Source organism: Halalkalicoccus subterraneus, assembly GCF_003697815.1.
Taxonomy (GTDB): domain Archaea; phylum Halobacteriota; class Halobacteria; order Halobacteriales; family Halalkalicoccaceae; genus Halalkalicoccus; species Halalkalicoccus subterraneus.
Genome location: NZ_RDQG01000016.1, coordinates 40,311 through 59,251, shown reverse-complemented (window position 1 = coordinate 59,251; position 18,941 = coordinate 40,311). Strand labels below are relative to the sequence as shown.

The window sequence follows — 18,941 nt, the reverse complement described above, 5'->3', positions numbered from 1 at the left end:
TCACGCTTTATTGACCGTCACATCATCGAGATACTCCTCAAGGCGCTTTGGATCGAGATCTGTTTCGTCGAAGAGGTAGTCCCGCAGTGCATACATCCCACGTCGGAGTCGATGGAACTCTTCTTGCTGGTCTTCACTCCAGGCCCCGTATGGGTCTGCATCATTACTGGCGACGGTCTGGGCGAGGCGCGCTAATTGCTCCTGTTGGTTCTCGACCTGCTCACTCAACTCTTCGAGAGTAGCTTCATCGGTGGACTGGTCCTGTGATTGAAGCTGGTCGATCTCCGTCTGGGTCTGGTCGACTCGCTCCGAGAGTTGGTGTACTTTTTCTGGGAGATCGGATAGTGTCAGCCCGGTCTCGTCTGTTGTCTCAAGATCAGTCGTGAGCTCTTGTCCGGACTCTGTGAGTTCTATTTCTTTAGCGGGAACGACCGTCCCCGTGGCCTCAGGTTGATGGGTCGTGACGAGTCCCTGCGGCTCTAAATACTCAGAAATTCGATAAAGGATGATCCGATTCTCGCTAAGGTCAGTTGCCTCCCGTACCTCCGTTGTGGTGAGCGCTGTCTCAGCCTCGGCAAGGGCGCGCAGGATCTCGATGGATTTCCAGTCAAGTGAGTCAGCTGGAGTACTCATATCAAATCCTACTAGAACCAGACAGATATATCTTCTTCAAGAATATTCTCAAAGAAGAGTTCTTCAAGAAGAGTCCTGTAGGGATATTTCTCTGAATATTTCTCGGCGTTTCTCGCCCAGTAAGGCGGCGCGTTAGCTAAGAGTCGGGAAAGGTACCCAGTAGGTCGAGAAGAAGGATACCCCCAGGGGCTGGTGCACAAGCGAGCCAACAGACTCTCAGAAAAAGAATATAAGCTGGCGAAGCGAGATCCCTGGGGGTCAACCTCGAGACAGCAAGGCTGGGAGTCAGACCAAGCTCAAACAAGGGGGAGTCCCAAAAGCGAGAGCAGCGGAACAAGAGCAGCCCTTACAACACTAAACTCAATTATGAGAGATGATACCTACTCGATCCGAGAAGAATAGAGTGACTCTGAGAAAGCAATGAGATAGGGCCGATTCAGCACCGGTAGAGCGAGAAGCGATACAGCAATACAGAGGAGTCAATCAATGCGAGACAAAGGGATCTTCACCTCGATAGAGGCGTGTCTCAAAAACTATCGGAATAGGTAGTTGTTTATCGGAAGCGCTGTGCTCTAAAAGAACAGTAGCATGCCTCATTCACTACTCCGAATAGCCAGTAGTCCCGCTGGTACAGAGGACTCTAGAATAGACGATGGGAGAGGCACCACGAGTTCCATACTAAGTAATAGGTGAGCGAGCACCAGTAGGGGTCCAAGAAGAGCAAAGCAAGTGTGGGGGTCCCCAGGAGCGAAGGCAGAAGAACAAGAAGTGCCTCGACGCAAACTTTTCAAATAGGTTTCAGCAGAGCCTGGGTATCCATCTGCCTTCGAAGAGGGGTACCTCATCAGCGAAATAAGGCATAAGCAATCACCGACAGACAGCAGCGTCAGTGACAGTCGAAACACCACTAGCCGGATCGACGATTCCACAGCCAGCTAAGCTGCACAAAAGAAGGCAGTATCGAGAAATGCGTCGTCTTAGCAGTGCCGGGACGAAAATAAATGACATCACCAATAAAAGCAAGAGACCGCCACAGAACAGCTGTCTGACTCCCAGAGGAGACTAGCGCCACTGACCGAGAAAGTCAGGAGGAGTGGGTGTACTACCGGGATCTGAGAGAGTAGTCGATCAGTGCGAATCGATCTATGACGTGGGACTCCCAGTAAGGCAGTAGCCCTCTGACTTCCCAGTTGAGCCGTGTAGGAACAACGACGGCAGTGCTCCAATCTCAGTGGTGTTTTTTATCGGTCGCTGTTGACAGAGAGTAGTAGACTTCCTGTGGTACTCTGAGCTCACTTCCTCCTCTAGCCGTTGGTCCCGAGTGAGACGCTCGAAAGGGGGGAGCAGTGCCTCTGACACTGAGAGAGCAGGGCGACAGCTTACTATCAAAGTTCTATCTAATAGTAGTTCTCGTTGCACTTGCGTGGTCTGACATATTCTCCACGTTGGGTAGCGACAGCGAGCGAGAAGAGTGGACCCCCTGCGAGCTGTAGTGGAGGGACCCCGGTCTACTCTTAATGAGGTGGACCCCAACCTCTATCGAAACACGATTTCCCATGGTTTGAGCTCATCGCGGAGCATCGTACGTGCCGACCCTTCAACAGATGGTGTTGCAGTACTATTCGAGACTGAAGTACTAATCAAGAGACCGGTCCGCTCACATGGTAGCACTCCAGGAGATAGGGTATGCTCATTGTAGTACAGTAAAGTACATATATGTACACTACGTCTTGTCTTCTATATGAACTCGAACAACGCATTTGCGGTCACTGATTTTGCGTTCATCGGACGAACGTTCGACGAGTATTGCCAGATGTTCGACCTCGAGCTCGACTCAATCGAGGGAGAGACGATACTCGACTGTCCATCTGGTGCGGATTCATTCGTTGCGACCGCCTATGAATCGGGTGCGTCGATAACGGGGGTCGACATGATGTATTCACAACCACCGACAGAGCTCCAGCAACGATGTCAAGAAGACTACGAGGCCGTCGCAGCGCAATTGGCTGAGAAGAGTGACTTGTTCAAGTGGGAGTTCTACGGCGATATTGAGGGGCGAACGAAATTATTGAAAAAGGCCTATGAGACGTTCATCAGTGACTATACTGAAGGGCGAAAACAAGGACGATATCTCTACGGTGAGTTGCCAACACTCCCCTTTGCACCGAACTCGTTTTCGCTTGTTCTCTCTGCGCATTTTCTCTTCCTCTACGGTGACCGCTTAGACTATGAGTTTCATCTAGCAACGCTACGAGAGCTCATCCGAGTCGCCACAGAGCAAGTACGCATCTTCCCACTTGTTGGGTTAGATACTGAGCGGTATCCACGACTAGATGATCTTCTACGAGAACTGACTGAGGACGGCCATCAAGTAGCAGTTGAAAACGTCCCATTCGAGTTTCAGCAGGGTGCAGACGAAATGCTCGTTATTACTGTGTAAGCGTTGGTTTAGCGTTCGGTGCGTTTCCATGCAGATAGCCCTTATAGTTCTGTGATATCGTCAGGAGTAAGCGTGAAACCCAGTGTTCGAAAGTCACTGTCGAACGCAAAAATACGATCGACGTCACGCTCATCGGCAAGTACACCGGTAAGGTGATCGACAAACGAAATCGCTTGATCATCGTAGCGGTCGAACTGCGTGACAGCGGCGTCGAATGCCACCCGGTCAGGGTGAATCACAGTCACGTTCGGCGAGTCTCGTATCTGGGTGAGTGTTCGTGAAGCGATGTCGTGACTAAAGCGAAGAAGCAGCGTTGCGAGCTCGCCGAGTACGTGGCTGGTTGTATAGATCGGGCGGTGCTGGAGGTCGCCGCTGTGGATTGCTTCACGGACAGCGGTTGCCCGCGTGTGCTCGGCGTCGTCTTCATCGAAGATCGCATACCAGGCACTCGTGTCTACGAATAGCGGTGATATACTAGGATCGGTAGTCATTCGTCGGGATCACTGTCGTCGCCGATCGCAGCGGCCAGATACTCGTCAGTGTTTCGAGAGACGTCGGATTCACCGCTTGCGAACGTTGCCGGGTCAGTAAAGAGCGAATCGTCCGCGTCGAACTCAGTAGAAGTTGTAGACTGGTCGTCGTCGACGAGCCACCAGACGACTGCCCCGGCGCCAACCTTCCGGCGAGCGACAATCCCTTGATCCTGTAATCGGAGGAGTTTCTGGCGGGCGGCTTCGGACGTACAGTCGAGTTTCTCACCGACTTCTTTTGCGGTGACGATCGGATCCGCTGCATGTTGGATAACCTCGAGAACGGTATCGGGGCTGACCGTCTCGACATATCTCCCCTCTTCGTTGCGCTTCCGATCGGAACTCATGTGCTAGGCTATGGAATCCGAGGGCCATAACCCTATTGCCCCGAAACAAGTGGGCAAGGTTTATTACCTATTGGTACGTAGCAATAGGTAGAGACAGACCCGCTCCTCGGGGCATTTCGGAGTTAGAAGGAATGCCCGCGTGCTGAGACACGCGAGCTGGTCTGTTTCAGGAGAACCAGACCATATGCAAAGAAACACTCGCCGCACTTGAGTTCGACGCATCGACCAGAAAACGCGCCCAGTACGAAGCCTTCGACTTTGAGCTCGAAGCGCCCGGGCTCGTGACCGTGCGCAACGAGAGCCACGAGAACGCCGACGAACACAGCTATCGCGTGAACGTCGAGGACGGGATTCCGGTCGCCTGTGAATGCCCATCCGATACGTATCACGACGGAGCATGCAAGCATCGTGTTGCGGTTGCGATTCGTGAGCCCGTTCTTGAGGCTGCAAGCGACTACGAGAGTAGCGGAGAGCAAGAACAGGAGGTAGCCACCGACGGCGGAACGACTGTTGAACGGTCGGGAATCAGTGAACACAATGTGGAGAAGCGCCCAAGCGATTGTGACTGCATCCCAGGAATTGAGGATCTTCCCTGCTGGCCCTGTTATCGCGAGGGATTCCGGACGCCGAATCCAAACCCGGAGGGTGAGACCGAGGACTAAAGCGGTTTCGAGTGGTTGGATCACTCGCTAGCCAACACGACAACAATATTTGATCGATGAAACAAGCGCGATTGACGGACGGCGACTGGACTACCTCGGCGGCTGAGAGCCAATTAGCACCTGCTCAGAGCAGTGCGGAACAGACGAGTGATGAGACGTATCCGGAGACGAAAGTAGCGCTGTGCGAGCACGCAGCGACTCATGCTAGAGAGGTTGCAGCCGAACACTTTCCGGAACTGCCAGTCAACGCTATTGACTGGGAAACCTCGACGCGGATGGAGCGCTCCGCCGGGGTCGCGATCTACGACCACCAGTGTGAGCAGATCACAATTTGTCTCTCGTGGGATGCCTATGAGTCATATGGATGGGAGCAGTTTTCTCGAGTCGTTCGTCACGAGCTGATCCATGCCTGGCAGTATCACGAGTACGATGAGGCCGACCACGGGTCGACGTTTCACCAGTGGATTGAACCGCTGAAGACGGATCGTCATTGCGAGCAGTACGCTGAGCCCAACTACTGGGTCATCTGTGAGGCGTGTGAGAGTCGTGATCCCCGATATCGCCGGTCGAAAGTTGTGAAACAACCTGAGAAGTATTCATGCGGTCGGTGTGGTGGTTCGATCTCGATTGAAGAAGCGTAGTACGGTTATTCGCAATCGCCCACGACCGAATCCGGAGCCCAAGAAACAGTGGGTGCTACCCGAGAACTCATTAAATAGTTCGGCGGAAGTGTGGTCAGAAGAGATTCGCTGTCCAACAGATTCCACGAATATCGAGTCAGTCATCACGAACGCTAATATGAGGGTCGTCAGCCGGGCAGTGCACTCATCGGCGATCGGAATGCCAAGCGCGGCGAGTTCGGTCAGCTCGCTCGGGTTGTCCAGCACCTCAAGGAGCCGACTCGGCGTCTCGTCGAATTGCCGAAGCTTGACGGGGCCGTACTCGGCCCACAGATTCCGAGAATGTTGGCTGCGAGCGGTCAGACGTCCTCGAACAGCGGCTCGACGACGATCAGTCGGGTTATCGCTGGTCACCTCCGTCTTCAAAGAGGAACTGCATGGTCTCAAGTACGTCCACAGGCATCCGCTCGGGGAATGATTGATAGGCCGGCACCTCGGCGGTGATCCAGCCGTCGTACCCGATGGCATCGACGGCATCAAGCACGCGTTCCCAGTTTACGTCGCCTTGGGGCGGGTACGTCACGCGGTGGGCGTCTGTGAGCCAGTCTTTGACGTGGATCTTCGAAATTCGGCCGTCGAGCGCGCGTAGCCACCGACTCGGTAGTCCGGAGCGAAGCGCGTTTGCAATATCGAAGTATGCCCCAACGGGGCCGGCGTCCTCGACGTCATCGAGAAACGCTGCGAATTCATCTGGAGAAAGCAGGAAGTTGTTTTGAACGTTCTCGATTGACACGCCAACATCACGATCGGCCGCGTAGTTCGCGATCTCGCGGACTGATTCGACGGCGCGTTCGTAGTCAGCGTCGTAGGTTGTACCGTCTTGGATTACAGCGGGGACGATCAGGACGTCCTCAGCGCCCAGCATCGCAGCGGCGTCGATCATATCACGACTGATATCCAGCCCGATCCGACGCAGTTCATCATCACTGCTCGAGAGCGGATACTCCCAGTGGCTAATCGTCGAGATGGCGGGAACACGCAGGTCATGCTCTTCGGCTATCTTGGCGGCCTCTAGACGTCCCTCTTCGGTCGTCAGGGGCCCCCCGTGCTCGACGTTCGGTTCGACGCCGTCGTAGCCGGCTTTCGCGAGGATCGAGCACATATGCTCGAACTCGTCTGCGGGAAATCCACACTGGTTGAATCCGTAGCGCATCGTCAGTTCATATCCCAGTCATCGGGCGGACTCACCGAAATGATCTCCGTGATATCGCCAAACAGCGTGATATCCTCGCCTGTCTGGACGTTGAACCGTCTCCCTCCGTCTTGGAGTGTAGAGGCCCTTCTGTTCGCGGATCGTGGATGTTCGTTTATAGAATTCACTACAGTGAATGACTACTAGCGACTATTTATATATTCGTATTAGGTAGCAGCCATATTGGCAGGCGAGCCTGAAGGACCCACAGCTGGGCGGTCTCTAGCGGTTGTAGGCTTCCATCACGACCACCATGTCCACTAGTACGCTGGCAACACCCCCTAGATACAATACACGGCCTGGCACGCGCAGATTTGCTACGACCTTAGCGAGCGGAAGAGTGACGATGAGGTGCTCTCGGCGATTACCGGCTACGCCAAGCAGACGGCCCCACCCCGGAGCACTTCTCGACGCGCGACCGATTCGAGCAGTTCATCGACCAGAAGTGGACACCGGCGTCGATTTCGAGAAGGAGTTCGACGCCGACGTGTTCCGATATGTCTCGTTCGACCGGGTTACCAAGGAACTAGGTCATATGCAGCGGGCCTACGACGAAATGGCGACCGCGCTTGAGGACCGAGAGATGATTGCCTTCGCGGCACCGCTCTTTTGTATTGTAAGCGTCAGATAGATCGCTTACAAGGCTAAGAACAGTAGAACATAATACGGAGGGTATTTTGAACGTGGTGTTCACAGTGGCAGGTCCACAGATTCACCTATTTGAGTGTTACCGTCGTCCCTTCAGATGCAGATTCGTAGAGCGCTTCGAGGATACGCATGTCATAAAGGCCATGTTCACCATCTGCGTAGATCGGTGCTTTGGAGAGCAATCGATCGGCGAAGTAGTCGAACTCCTCGGTCATCTCATTTGTATTGTCGCTGGACATTGAGAACGTCTGATCTTCAGTCTCAACGGATATCTGACATTCCATGTGGAACGCCGGTGATAGTTTGATTTGTCCCCTTGTCCCGGTAATAGTTAATTCCGTGTCGTTGTACGCGTTCTGTGTTGCTGTAAATGCGGCGTGCACACTTCCCTCGTAGACAGCAGTTGCCGTCGAACGCTCATCTGGTACATCTGCAAAGGCATCGTGTATCGACGTCATTTGTGCCTGTACAGAAATCGGATCAGCGGAGAGAATAAATCGTACTGTATTAATCGGATAAATTCCGAGGTCCATCATAGACGTACCATAGCCGCTTACATCTGGGTCAAGCCGCCATTGATCTGGGTCTCGAATGATGTCGAGTAATGATTGTGAGTTGTTCCCGTACACTTGTACTGGATCGCCGATAGCGCCGTCTTCAACGAGGTCACGTGCACGCCTGACCAATGGCTCCGTATGCATTCTATAGGCGATCATCAGCGGTATGTCTTTGCTGCCCGCTATCTCTACCATTTGCTCAGCACGCTCAGTACTCGCCTCCATCGGTTTTTCGCAGAGAACAGCCTTATCGAATTCGGCAGCAGTCTCCACATATTCGAGGTGGTATGCATTTGGTGTTGCAATGTAGACCGCGTCATATTCCGCAGCACACTGTCCATCGTGATACTCTTCATCTGAAATTGCATACGGGATATCCGCTTCGTCGGCAAGCCGCTGTGCTTTCTCTTGTGATCGGCTTACGAGTACCGTAGTCTTACAGAGGTCAGTATCGCGGATAGCGGGAATTGCCTCTTCAATAGTCCACCACCCAAGGCCAATCAGTGCAAGTCGAATGGTTCCGTCGGAGGCCTCCTCCCAGTCTCGATACGTGAAGGAGTTGATAGTCTGTTGAAAACCCATGCTACATAATCAATGGGCGCTCAAATAAATGATCGTATCTCAACGTTATATAGTTAAAACAGACTTTTAGTAATCCAGAGTTGGTCTACAAATTCGATTGTGAAGGAGTAGCGATAGAGGTGTGCGATTATATCGTGGTAAAGGGATCTATGAGCTATCAACCATCATTCGATCGGGATCCCGAACAACCACGGGAGAAACGCCACCGAGAGGTAGAGGAACCACTGGGCAAACCACGAGAGTCCGAGCCACATCAGCCCCCAGGGGGCCGACCAGATCGACGGACGGACGGGCCACTCCGCGCCCGGATGGGTCTGAGTCTTCGGGTAGACGTAGTCGAACAGGAAGTGAAGCCCCATTCCGACGGTCACAAAATGGATCCCGGTGTAGACGCCGCCGGTTTCGACGCCGAGCAGGAGGGCCACCTGGAACGCGATCGCCGGCGGGAGGAACGTATGAAAGATCCACGAACGGTGGAACCATTGCCAAAACGTATCGACCTCGGGCAGCAGGACGCCGACGACGAGGAAGAGGAGGAAGACGGGATGGTGTCCGATGACGAGTGCGAGCAGCGCGGTCGGTATCGTCGAGAAGACGTGGACTTTTCGCGTCGTCATGGTGTCGTGCTCAGGTATTGCCGGATAGGTGATTCTTGCGTTTCTGCGGCCTGCTCATACATTACGATCTCCAGTACGGCGACGAACCCGGGAAACAGGAGGAAGACGAACGGCGGGAGGACGACCGTGAGCGTCGCGGCGGCGACGATAAGACAGGAGTGGAGCACCGCGAAGTGGGGGTGGGCACTCGAAACGTCGACGGCCCGTCGAAACGCCGCATTCGTTCCGATTTCCGGTTCAAGCGAGCGGACGTTCGCGACCCGGAAGACGAGGAAGAAGGCCACGAGGGAGAGATACGCACAGACGAGACCCGCGAGAAAAAGGTAGCCCGAGAGCTCCGCGAGCGCGAGGTTGATGTACAGGAGCGTAGCGATCGGGGGTACGACCAGTAGGACCGAAAGTGAGAGGCCCGAAACGAGGTTTCGCCGCACAGATCGGAGGTACGTTTTCAGCCGCGCGAGATCGGAGCGGTGGTCCTCCGGGACGATACGGATCGTCTCAAACAGGGCGAGGACGGCCGCACCGGCCGGGACGAGGAGGACGGACAGAAGGGAGAACGCGAGGCTGAGTAGAACCAGCAGCACGATCTGGCGGTAGGTGAACTTCACCGCCACGACGAGCGATCCGGTGAGGTTCGGGATCCGCGCCACGGATTACCCCTTCATGCCGCTCAGGGTCATCCCGCGGATGAAGTACTGTTGGGCCGAGAGGAACGCGAGGATCACGGGCAGCACCATGATCGCCGCCGTCGCCATCACCAGCCCCCAGTTCTGTGTGTACTGGCCTTGGACGAGGAACAGCGCGACCGGGAGCGTATAGAGCTCCTGGGAGGTCGCGATAATCAGCGGCCACTCGAAGTTGTTCCACGCGCCCATGAACGCGAAGATTCCCAGGGTAGCCACCGCCGGCTTCGCGAGCGGGAGGTAGATGTGGTAAAAGGCCTGGAACTTGTTACAGCCGTCTATCCGAGCGGCCTCGCCGAGCGAGTCGGGCAGCCCGAGGAAGTACTGGCGAAGCAGGAAGATCCCGAACGGGCTCGCGATGAAGGGGACGATCAGCCCACGATAGGTGTTTACCCAACCGAGTTCGGCGAGGATGATGTACACCGGAATGAGCGTCACCATTCCGGGGATCATCATCGTCCCGATGAAGAGGAGAAACACCTTCTCGCGGGCGAAGAAATCCAGTTTCGCGAAGGCGTAGCCCGCAAGCGTATCGAACGCGACGTTGAATAGGGTAACCGCGCCCGCGAAGACGATCGCGTTGAAGAACCACCGCTCGACGGGGTTCTCGGCGAACAGGGCACGGAAGTGCTCGAACGTGATCGTCTCGGGAAGGATCGTGACGATCCCGACGCTCGGATTCGCCGAGAGCGCCGTCGTCACCGTCCAGTAAAACGGCGCGATCATCAACAGCGCGCCGAATATCACGCCCGCGTAGAGCGTTGTCTTCTTCGCCCAGTACACCGGTCCCGACCGTTCGTACCCCGGATAGTCGTAGTTCGAGCGAACCATTAGTAGGTCACCTCGTCGTTACCGCGCGTGCGGTACTGGTAGTAGCTGAACACGAAGATGATGGCGAAGAGGATCATCGCCATCGCGGCGGCCAGTCCCATGCTGTCGTGCTGGAACGCCTCCTGGTAGATCAGGACGACGATCGTCGTCGTCGCGTAGTACGGTCCGCCGCTGGTCAGCGCGTAGGCGATCGCGAACACCTGAAACGAGGAGATGATCGCGAGTACGATCACGAAGAAGTACGTGTTCTGGAGGTTCGGCCACGTGACGTGTCGAAAGCGCTGCCAGCCGTTGGTTCCGTCGATGCGAGCCGCCTCGTAGAGCTCGTCGGGGATGTTCTGGAGGCCCGCGAGGAAGATGATCATGTTGAACCCGATCCCCGCCCAGATCGCGATGAGCATGATCACACCGAGCGCGGTCGAGGGGTCGCCGATCCAGTTGTGCGCCAACCCGACCGGGCCGAGGATGTTGTTGACGATCCCGTTGAGGTTGAGGATCCAGCCCCAGATGATCGCGCTGATCGCCCCCGAGAGCATCACGGGTAGGAAGTACGCGGCGCGAAACACCTTTTTGAATCGGATCTGCCGATCGAGCACGAGCGCGACGGCCAGCCCGCCGGCGATCGCGACCGGGACGACGCCGAACGTGTAGATCATCGTCCGCGAGACGGCCCACCACCAGAGGTTGACCGTCGGCGTACTCAACACGGCCCAGTCGTTCTCCCAGGGAAGGGGGTAAATGAGGCTGCGGTAGTTGTCGAGGCCGACGAACTGGAGGTCGCCGGTAAGCACCTGCCATTCCGCAAACGAGAGGTAGACCGCGAACAACACGGGGACGAACAGGAACGCGGTGAAGACGATGAGATTCGGCAGGATGAACAGAAGCGCCGCTAAGTTGTCCTTTCGCCTAATCGCCTCGAGCGATCCGAACCTCGCCCAGCCCCCCTCGGTCGATTGTGAGTCTTGCGTTGCCATGTTTTATCTGAATTTCAGTGATCAGCCGAGGATGTTATTGTTAACTTCTTCCTCGATTGTCGCGAGCGCATCAGCGGGTTCGACTTCGCCCTGGTAGACTCCCTCGAACTGAGGGTAGATCGCGTTGACGATCTCGCTCGTGTTTGGACCGTACTGCAACGCGATAACGTTCTCAAACTCGCCCATCTCAAACCAGCGCTCGTAGCGTTCGTCCTCCTCGTACAGTTCGACTTCCTCGCGATGGGATTCTCGGATCGAGAGGGCAATCCCTGTTTCGAGCCACGGGAAGATCCCTTCGCCCATCAGGTATTCAACCAGATCGACTGCCTCGTCCTGGTGTTCCGTGTTCTCGGAGACCGCATATCCAACACAGGAGATCGCTACGGTCTGCTCCCCTCCCTCGGGAATTGGCATCCCTGCAATGTCGGTTACTTCATCGATCTCCTCGTAATCGTTTTTGAGTTCAGCAAAGATCCAACCACCACCTGAAAGCATTGCTGTCTGTTGTTCACCGATCATCGCGTGTTCGGCATCGGACGCGACCTCGGATCCGAGCCCCATCAAGCCGTCCTCTCGGAGCCCCTGTAGGAATTCGAGGGCTTCTACGTTCTCTGACGAGTTGATCACACACTCAGTGTTGTCCCCGTTCATCACTTGCCCACTGTTCGCGTGCATAAACGGGTACGCAAGCGAGTTGTGGCCGTCGATGTTCCATTCCACGAGCGGGTACTCAACCTCGCCCTCCTCGTCAATCGCTTCAAGCATCTCGCGGAACTCGTCCCAATTTTCGGGCATCTCGTCATAGCCCGCATTTGCCATCATCTCTGTATTGTGGACGAGCGCATTATACTGGAAATCCTTTGGGACGAAATGTACCCCCTCGGGGAGCGTTGCGGCATCGACCACCGGCTCGTCGAGATCATTTAGCAGTTCGTTGTCTAGTTCGGGTTCGAGGTCAACGAGCACCTCCTCGAACTCCCCGACGTAGTCCATCGGCATATAGAAGACGTCAGGTTCCTCGCCGGCCCCGAACTGGGTCCTGAGTCGGTCCTCGAAGTCCGCGGGAACGTGCTGGAACTGAACGCCGACCTCGTCGTTCTGCTCGGCAAATGATTCGAGCATGTCTTCGACGGCTTGGCGCTCAACACCCTCGCCCCATCCGGAGAACTCAAGGGTGATGTCTCCCTCCCCGAGTTCGACTTCTTCGACGTTGTCGTCTTCTCCCCCGTTCCCGTCGTCTTCGCCGTTACCCCCGAGGCAGCCCGCGAGGGCGACCACCGAGCCGCCTGCTGTGATCTTGATCAGCCTTCGCCGTGATAGACCGTTACCATCCATGGCACTCACTGTGAATCAATTACTATTAAAGTTGTTGGTCTTTCGTTTGAGATTTGGAACCATCTCACCAGTCCGTACACCGATACGGTCGCCGTTTCGAACCCAGTGTTAACTCGGCATACTAAGCAGTTCCCGGCGACTGTTCTTGACCGCCTCCGTGGTTTCGGCGTCGAAAACGTGGATCCGCTCTTCGGGGAAGACGACGTCCAGATCCATTCCGACCTGAACGTGGCGGTCACCGCTAACCGTGGCGGTCATGTCGGTCCCGCCCAGTTCGAAGTGGACATAGGTCATATCGCCGACCGGCTCAACGACTTTCGGCTGGACCGTAATCCGGTTCGGCTCGGCCATCCCCGTGACCACCTCGATGTCCTCCGGTCGAACGCCGAGAATCAGGTCCGGACCGGCTTCTCGGAGCTCGGCGGCTGTCTCCTCGGAGATTTCGTAGGCGAACGCCTCGTGGACCAGCGTCCCGTTTTCGAGCGTGACGTCAAGGAAATTCATCCCGGGCGAGCCGATGAAGCCGGCGACGAACACGTTGTTTGGCTTCTGGTAGCACTCCAAGGGAGTACCGACCTGCTGGAGGTCCCCTTCGTCAAGAACGACGATCCGGTCACCCATCGTCATCGCCTCGGTCTGGTCGTGCGTGACGTAGACCGCCGTTGTTTCGAGACGCTGTTGGAGGTCCTGGAGTTCAGTTCGCATGGTCGTCCTGAGCTTCGCATCGAGGTTCGAGAGGGGTTCGTCCATCAGGAACACCTTCGGTTCCCGAACAATCGCCCGTCCGAGCGCGACGCGCTGTTGTTGGCCTCCGGAGAGTTCACCCGGCTTACTTTCGAGCAGGTCCTCAATCCCCATCATCCCCGCCGCGCTCCGGACACGGTCGTCGATCTCCTCATCATGGAGATCAGTTGTCATTTTGAGGCCGAAGGACATGTTCTCCCGGGCGGTCATGTGGGGATAGAGTGCGTAGTTCTGGAACACCATCGCGATGTCCCGGTCCTTGGGCTTCTCGTCGGTGATATCCTCTCCGTCGATACTGATTGTCCCGTCGCTTACTTCCTCCAACCCGGCGATGGTTCGAAGTGTGGTCGACTTCCCACAGCCAGAGGGGCCAACGAGAACGAGGAACTCTCCGTCGTTAATGGTGAGATCGAGGTGGTCGACGGCGACAATCTCCTCGCCACCCTCGCCGAACACTTTGGTCACGCCCTCCATATCGATTCGTCCCATACCCTCTGCGTACGGACCCCACCGTATAACTATTATGTTTTATAGTATTGGTTTCCGGCTAAGAACGTTCGCTTAGACGGGTAGTAACGGGGCATCAGACCCTATTCAGTGAAATGGCGAGTTATTATCGCGCTATGTATACTTTCAAAGTAGTAACTATAATGATACCTACAAGGCAGTAAATTTATATCAGGGAACATGCCATGGAGAGTGTATGGTCAGAATATCGTTTATCGGGGCCGGTAGCATGGTGTTTGCTCGAAAGCTAATCGGAGACATCCTTTCGTTCCCAGAGCTGGCGGACAGCACAATTAGGCTGATGGATATCGACGAAGGACGTCTCGCGAAGACAACCGAGGTAGCCGAAGCGATGGTCGAAAACGGCGACGTCGACGCGACGATAGAATCGACGACCGACCGGCGACAGGCACTCGACGATGCGGACTACGTGCTAAACATGATCAACGTCGGCGGTACCGAACCCTTCGAGAATGAGATTCGCATTCCTGAGAAGTACGGTGTCAAACAGGCCATCGGTGACACCCTCGGACCTGGCGGCGTCTTCCGTGGGTTGCGGACGATTCCGACAATGCTCGACCTCGCCCGAGATATGGAGGAGCTCTGCCCGGATGCTCTATTATTAAACTACACTAACCCGATGGCGATCATCTGTTGGACCCTGTTTGAGGCGACCGAGGTCGAAACGGTCGGGCTCTGTCATAGCGTTCCCCACACGGCGGAGGCGATCGCTGACTACGTCGATGTTCCCGAAGACGAACTTGACTACTGGGTCGCAGGTATCAACCACATGGCGTGGTTTCTCACCTGCGAGCACGATGGCGAAGACCTCTATCCCCGTCTGAAGGCGTCAATCGACGACGAGGAGATCTATCGTCGGGATACGGTTCGATTCGACCTCCTGAAGCATTTCGGGGCATTCGTTACCGAATCGAGTCACCACAACAGTGAGTATCACCCGTACTTCCGAACAGATCCTGCAGAGATCGAACGGCTGACCGGCACCGATTACGCCGAGCGCATGCCAACAGCAACGTATCTCGAGGGGTGGAAAGAACGATCTGATCAGCGGGACCAGCCCGAACACGACATCGATCTCGAAGAACTAGAGATCGAACGCTCCGAGGAATACGCATCCCGAATTATCCACTCACTGGAGACCGACACGACCCGCCGGTTCAACCTCAACGTCAGCAACGAGACAGACGCAATACAGAACCTCCCCACAGAGGCCTGCGTCGAGGTTCCGTGTCTGGTCGATGCGACAGGGATTCGTCCATGTAGTATCGGGAGGCTTCCCCCACAGCTCGCGGGCTTGAATCGAACGAACATCACGGTCCAGCAGCTCACAGTCAAGGGTGCCTTGGAGAACGATCGCGAAGCAATCCAACAGGCAGTTAAGCTCGACCCGCTGACGGCTGCAGAGTTGACGCTTGACGAGGCCCACAAGATGACCGAAGAACTGATCGAAGCCAATCGGGAATACCTCCCCGAGCTTGCATGAGCGAAATCGCCGATTACAACTTATACGAGGTACCGCCGCGCTGGCTATTTCTCCGCCTTGAAACGAGCGACGGACTGGTGGGTTGGGGCGAGCCCGTTGTCGAGGGACGGGCGAAGACCGTCCGTGCAGCGGTCGAGGAGCTGCTCGACAACTACCTCATTGGCGAGGACCCCGCACAGATCGAGAATCACTGGCAGACGATGTACCGTGGCGGTTTCTATCGTGGCGGACCGGTATTGATGAGCGCGATTGCCGGGATCGATCAAGCACTCTGGGACGTTAAGGGTAAGCGCTTCGGCGCGCCGGTCTACGAACTGCTCGGTGGGCGGGCGCGCGACCGGATTAGAGTGTATCAGTGGATCGGCGGCGATCGCCCTAGCGAGGTCGGCGAAGCAGCGGCCGAGAAGGTCTCGGAGGGCTTCACCGGTCTGAAGATGAACGCGACCAGCGAGCTTCGGCGGGTGGACACATCCGCTGCCGTCCGGGAGGCCGAAGAGCGCCTCGGGGAAGTCCGCGAGGCGGTCGGCCCCGAGGTCGACATTGGGGTCGACTTTCACGGACGGGTCACCAAGCCGATGGCCAAACGGCTCGCCGAGGCCCTCGAGCCCTACGAGCCGATGTTCATCGAGGAGCCCGTCCTTCCCGAGCACAACGACGCTCTGCCGGCGATCGCCGCCCACACATCGATCCCGATTGCCACGGGCGAGCGGATGTTCTCACGGTGGGACTTCAAGGAGGTCTTCGAGGACGGTAGTGTCGACGTCATTCAGCCGGACCTCTCGCACGCCGGCGGGATCACCGAGGTCAAGAAGATCGCGGACATGGCTGAGGCCTACGACGTGGCACTGGCACCGCACTGTCCGCTAGGCCCGATCGCACTAGCGTCATGCGTCCAAGTCGACGCCTGTTCGCCGAACGCACTGATCCAAGAACAAAGCCTCGACATCCACTACAATCGAGGTGGCGATGTCCTCGATTACTTGGTCGACTCAGGAGTCTTCGAGTACGATGAAGGATACATCGAGATTCCTACTGGCCCTGGTTTGGGGATCGAGCTCAACGAGGAGTACATCGAACGCCAAGCCGAGAAAACGGTCAACTGGCACAACCCCGTCTGGCGCCATGACGACGGCAGCGTCGCAGAGTGGTAGTAGCAAAACGCTCGATCTCTCGAAAAGGGGAATTTGTTCATATAATGTGAACAGGCAAGTCAGAAGTAAGACGGTGTTACATTTGTATGTGTGTAATTCGATTATAGGGTCTCGGTATTCTGTTCATAATTTGTGAACGCTGTATCTCACGCACTCAGTACTCGTAGTACCCCCTGTCCTGGGATTCGATATCGGGTTCGACAGTTTCGACGTCTGAAAGATAATTTCGAAGTCGCGCCCGGAGATCGTCGGCTATTGGCCGGTAATCCGGTCGGCCCACAAGATTGGTCGATTGATGGGGGTCTCGCTTGAGGTCATATAGGTACCGTTCAACGTATAATTCGCTGGATGCCTGGCCGTCCCCGCCTCGCCAGCCGGTGAGTGAGGGGGCAGCCACGGCGTACAACCAGCCGTCAGTTCTAATCGCCCGGCCGATCTGTGATTCACTGATCTGAACGAATGCCTCGCCGTCACGGTCAAGCTCGTCGCCTCTGATGACCGGTAAGAGACTCGCGCCATGCATCCTATCAGGTGGATCGATATCTGCGGCATCGAGAAGTGTGGGGGCTATATCAATAGTACTCGTGGTTTTCCGAATTCGCTCGTTCCTGTCAAAATCAGGTCCAGAGAACAGAAGCGGAACCCTGACGGCCGAATCGTGCGGGCTACGCTTGAACTCGCCCGGTCTGGTCCGGAAGTGACACCCGTGATCAGAAGTATAGGCAAAGACGGTATCCCCGTACAACCGCTCGTCTTTGAGGTAGTCAACTAGTTTCCCGATACACTCGTCGATGCGTCGGACGATACCGTAGTAGTCAGGGAGCTCCTGATACCATACTCCAGGTCGATTCGAGAGATCCGGTGGAACATACGGGTGGTTTCGATATCGATCCGCATAGTCTTCCGGAGCAACGAAGGTCCACTGATCGTTCTGATCATGGGGCTCTAGATACGATACAACGAGGAAGAACGGCTCAGTGAGCGACTCGATCGCGGTCTTCGCGAATCGGGTGAACGCATCAACGCGGTACTCGTTGAACTCGAATGGATCGCCTTCCCCATTGAAGAGGCGGCCCTCATAGGGAGCAGTGGTGAACTCGGGAATATCCGCAGCGAGCCAGAAATCGTCGTATCCGCCCCGTTGTTGCTCGGGAACAGGATCGGCAAATGATCCGCCGAGATGCCAATTACCAACGAATCCAACATCGTATCCGGCGTCTCCAAATACGTCTGCTAGCGTCCGCTCGTCCTCGGGCAGTGGTTGAGATTCTCGCCAAACACCCGTTTCAGTCGCGTACTTGCCTGTATGGAATGTAGCACGATAGGGGCTGCACGTCGGCTGGGGTGTTATCGCCTCTTCAATCACTGTCCCCCTCTCGCCAATCGCATCAAGGTTAGGTGTCAGGTCATGGGGACAGCCGTAGAGGCCCAGACTGTCCCAGCGCTGTTGGTCCGTAACTACGGCCAATACGTTCGGTTTCTCGCTCATTGTTGTGCCGAATTCACGGACCGTGAGAACTGCGTCTGAATATTGTTCGCCGTGCTACTCACAATGGATGGAATATCGTACTCTTCGACTTTCTGTGCCATTCTCTCGGCAGGCCCTGAGAGAGTTACAGCCCCCATTGCCCGACCATCTGTATCGACGATCGGAGTAGCAATACAGTGGCGATCGATCCGATGTTCGCCCCGATCGGTTGCGCTCCTCTTGTCGTAGATATACTGGAGTTCCTTTTTCAGTTTCTCGGCGTCAGTGATGGTTTTGTCCGTAATAGCGGGAAGACCGCGTTCCTCGAGTATGCGGTCCCGTTCCGCTTCGGACATATATGCGAGGATCGCTTTCCCCCCAGCTGTAGCATGGAGAGGGATACGTTCCCCTTCTTGGATACTTAGCACTCTCTCTTCGTCCGTTTGAACGCGACTGAGATATATCCCCCAGTCGTTTTCGGGTACTACAATACTTGCTACTTCACTAGTTGCCTCTGCAAGAGATTCAAGCGGTGCCTGTGAAATAGAATACAAGGGGATTGCTGCCCGAATAGTGGTACCGATTCGGAGAAAAGAGAGGCTCAATCGATAAGTCGTTCCGTCTTTAACGACGTATCCAAGTTGTCTAAGAGTATTGAGATGTTTGTGAACCGTTCCTTTCGCAAGATCAACCTCAGCAGCTAATTCACTTACGCCTGACGTTTTGTGCTGCAGTAGGGCTTCAATTACACGAAAGCTGGTGACGGTCGTTTTTGCTGTCGGAGTGTTTGTATTCGGTGGGTCCCAGTTGGGAGTTTGGGCCATAATCTATCGTTCGTCGCTTGCCACATATATTT

At 55.7% G+C, this 18,941-nt stretch carries 19 protein-coding genes; 6 read left to right on the top strand and 13 right to left on the bottom strand.

Going from position 1 to position 18,941, the window contains the following annotated elements; translation table 11 throughout:
* A complete protein-coding gene (locus EAO80_RS04280; RefSeq protein ID WP_122088700.1) occupies positions 1 to 633 on the bottom strand; it encodes a hypothetical protein in 633 nt (210 codons plus the stop codon).
* A gap of 1,741 nt (positions 634 to 2,374) precedes the next feature.
* On the opposite strand from EAO80_RS04280, the gene EAO80_RS04275 reads away from it, so the two are divergent.
* Complete coding sequence (locus EAO80_RS04275) at positions 2,375 to 3,073, top strand: class I SAM-dependent methyltransferase (RefSeq protein ID WP_122088699.1); 699 nt, start codon at positions 2,375 to 2,377, stop codon at positions 3,071 to 3,073.
* A gap of 41 nt (positions 3,074 to 3,114) precedes the next feature.
* On the opposite strand, the gene EAO80_RS04270 is transcribed toward EAO80_RS04275, so the two are convergent.
* Both EAO80_RS04270 and EAO80_RS04265 read right to left on the bottom strand, forming a co-directional pair.
* Positions 3,115 to 3,564, bottom strand: coding sequence for a type II toxin-antitoxin system VapC family toxin (locus EAO80_RS04270; protein ID WP_122088698.1), 450 nt, complete (start codon positions 3,562 to 3,564; stop codon positions 3,115 to 3,117).
* On the bottom strand, positions 3,561 to 3,950 hold the full coding sequence (locus EAO80_RS04265) for a helix-turn-helix domain-containing protein (protein WP_122088697.1): 390 nt from the start codon (positions 3,948 to 3,950) through the stop codon (positions 3,561 to 3,563). The genes EAO80_RS04270 and EAO80_RS04265 overlap by 4 nt, the downstream gene beginning before the upstream one ends.
* 281 nt (positions 3,951 to 4,231) lie before the next feature.
* Between EAO80_RS04265 and EAO80_RS04260 the strand changes: the two genes are divergently transcribed.
* Both EAO80_RS04260 and EAO80_RS04255 read left to right on the top strand, forming a co-directional pair.
* Positions 4,232 to 4,612: an SWIM zinc finger family protein gene (locus EAO80_RS04260; protein WP_245998443.1), complete on the top strand. Its 381-nt coding sequence runs from the start codon at positions 4,232 to 4,234 to the stop codon at positions 4,610 to 4,612.
* A gap of 56 nt (positions 4,613 to 4,668) precedes the next feature.
* Positions 4,669 to 5,253: a SprT family zinc-dependent metalloprotease gene (locus tag EAO80_RS04255; RefSeq protein WP_122088696.1), complete on the top strand. Its 585-nt coding sequence runs from the start codon at positions 4,669 to 4,671 to the stop codon at positions 5,251 to 5,253.
* 379 nt (positions 5,254 to 5,632) lie between these two features.
* Here the strand turns inward: EAO80_RS04255 and EAO80_RS04250 are convergent, their stop codons facing one another.
* Complete coding sequence (locus EAO80_RS04250; RefSeq protein ID WP_122088695.1) at positions 5,633 to 6,445, bottom strand: sugar phosphate isomerase/epimerase family protein; 813 nt, start codon at positions 6,443 to 6,445, stop codon at positions 5,633 to 5,635.
* Positions 6,446 to 6,929: 484 nt separating this feature from the next.
* Here EAO80_RS04250 and EAO80_RS04245 point away from each other — a divergent pair, with 484 nt between their 5' ends.
* On the top strand, positions 6,930 to 7,115 hold the full coding sequence (locus EAO80_RS04245; RefSeq protein WP_122088694.1) for a hypothetical protein: 186 nt from the start codon (positions 6,930 to 6,932) through the stop codon (positions 7,113 to 7,115).
* An 85-nt stretch (positions 7,116 to 7,200) separates the two neighbouring features.
* Here EAO80_RS04245 and gfo6 read toward each other — a convergent pair whose 3' ends face one another.
* From gfo6 to EAO80_RS04210, 7 genes are all read right to left on the bottom strand, one after another.
* Positions 7,201 to 8,271 (bottom strand): D-xylose 1-dehydrogenase Gfo6, encoded by a 1,071-nt coding sequence (gene gfo6, locus EAO80_RS04240; RefSeq protein ID WP_122088693.1) that lies wholly within the window; start codon positions 8,269 to 8,271, stop codon positions 7,201 to 7,203.
* Positions 8,272 to 8,435: 164 nt separating this feature from the next.
* Positions 8,436 to 8,888, bottom strand: a complete 453-nt coding sequence (locus EAO80_RS04235) for a hypothetical protein (protein WP_122088692.1) — start codon at positions 8,886 to 8,888, stop codon at positions 8,436 to 8,438.
* Positions 8,885 to 9,538 (bottom strand): DUF624 domain-containing protein, encoded by a 654-nt coding sequence (locus EAO80_RS04230; RefSeq protein WP_122088691.1) that lies wholly within the window; start codon positions 9,536 to 9,538, stop codon positions 8,885 to 8,887. The genes EAO80_RS04235 and EAO80_RS04230 overlap by 4 nt, the downstream gene beginning before the upstream one ends.
* Positions 9,539 to 9,541: 3 nt before the next feature.
* Positions 9,542 to 10,402: a carbohydrate ABC transporter permease gene (locus EAO80_RS04225; RefSeq protein ID WP_122088690.1), complete on the bottom strand. Its 861-nt coding sequence runs from the start codon at positions 10,400 to 10,402 to the stop codon at positions 9,542 to 9,544.
* Positions 10,402 to 11,376 carry a carbohydrate ABC transporter permease gene (locus EAO80_RS04220; protein WP_122088689.1) on the bottom strand — a complete coding sequence of 325 codons (975 nt, stop codon included), beginning with the start codon at positions 11,374 to 11,376 and terminating at the stop codon, positions 10,402 to 10,404. Before EAO80_RS04220 ends, EAO80_RS04225 begins: the two co-directional genes overlap by 1 nt.
* A gap of 21 nt (positions 11,377 to 11,397) precedes the next feature.
* Entirely contained in the window at positions 11,398 to 12,711 is a 1,314-nt protein-coding gene (locus EAO80_RS04215) for an ABC transporter substrate-binding protein (protein ID WP_162993877.1), read from the bottom strand.
* Positions 12,712 to 12,819: 108 nt separating this feature from the next.
* On the bottom strand, positions 12,820 to 13,944 hold the full coding sequence (locus EAO80_RS04210; RefSeq protein ID WP_122088687.1) for an ABC transporter ATP-binding protein: 1,125 nt from the start codon (positions 13,942 to 13,944) through the stop codon (positions 12,820 to 12,822).
* 214 nt (positions 13,945 to 14,158) lie between these two features.
* Between EAO80_RS04210 and melA the strand changes: the two genes are divergently transcribed.
* Together melA and dgoD are read left to right on the top strand one after the other, a co-directional pair.
* Positions 14,159 to 15,466, top strand: coding sequence for an alpha-glucosidase/alpha-galactosidase (melA, locus tag EAO80_RS04205; protein WP_122088686.1), 1,308 nt, complete (start codon positions 14,159 to 14,161; stop codon positions 15,464 to 15,466).
* On the top strand, positions 15,463 to 16,617 hold the full coding sequence (dgoD, locus tag EAO80_RS04200; protein ID WP_122088685.1) for a galactonate dehydratase: 1,155 nt from the start codon (positions 15,463 to 15,465) through the stop codon (positions 16,615 to 16,617). Before melA ends, dgoD begins: the two co-directional genes overlap by 4 nt.
* A 154-nt stretch (positions 16,618 to 16,771) precedes the next feature.
* On the opposite strand, the gene EAO80_RS04195 is transcribed toward dgoD, so the two are convergent.
* Both EAO80_RS04195 and EAO80_RS04190 read right to left on the bottom strand, forming a co-directional pair.
* Entirely contained in the window at positions 16,772 to 18,106 is a 1,335-nt protein-coding gene (locus tag EAO80_RS04195; protein WP_122088684.1) for a sulfatase-like hydrolase/transferase, read from the bottom strand.
* Positions 18,103 to 18,909 (bottom strand): IclR family transcriptional regulator, encoded by an 807-nt coding sequence (locus tag EAO80_RS04190; protein ID WP_122088683.1) that lies wholly within the window; start codon positions 18,907 to 18,909, stop codon positions 18,103 to 18,105. Before EAO80_RS04190 ends, EAO80_RS04195 begins: the two co-directional genes overlap by 4 nt.
* Between the last annotated feature and the right edge of the window lie 32 nt (positions 18,910 to 18,941).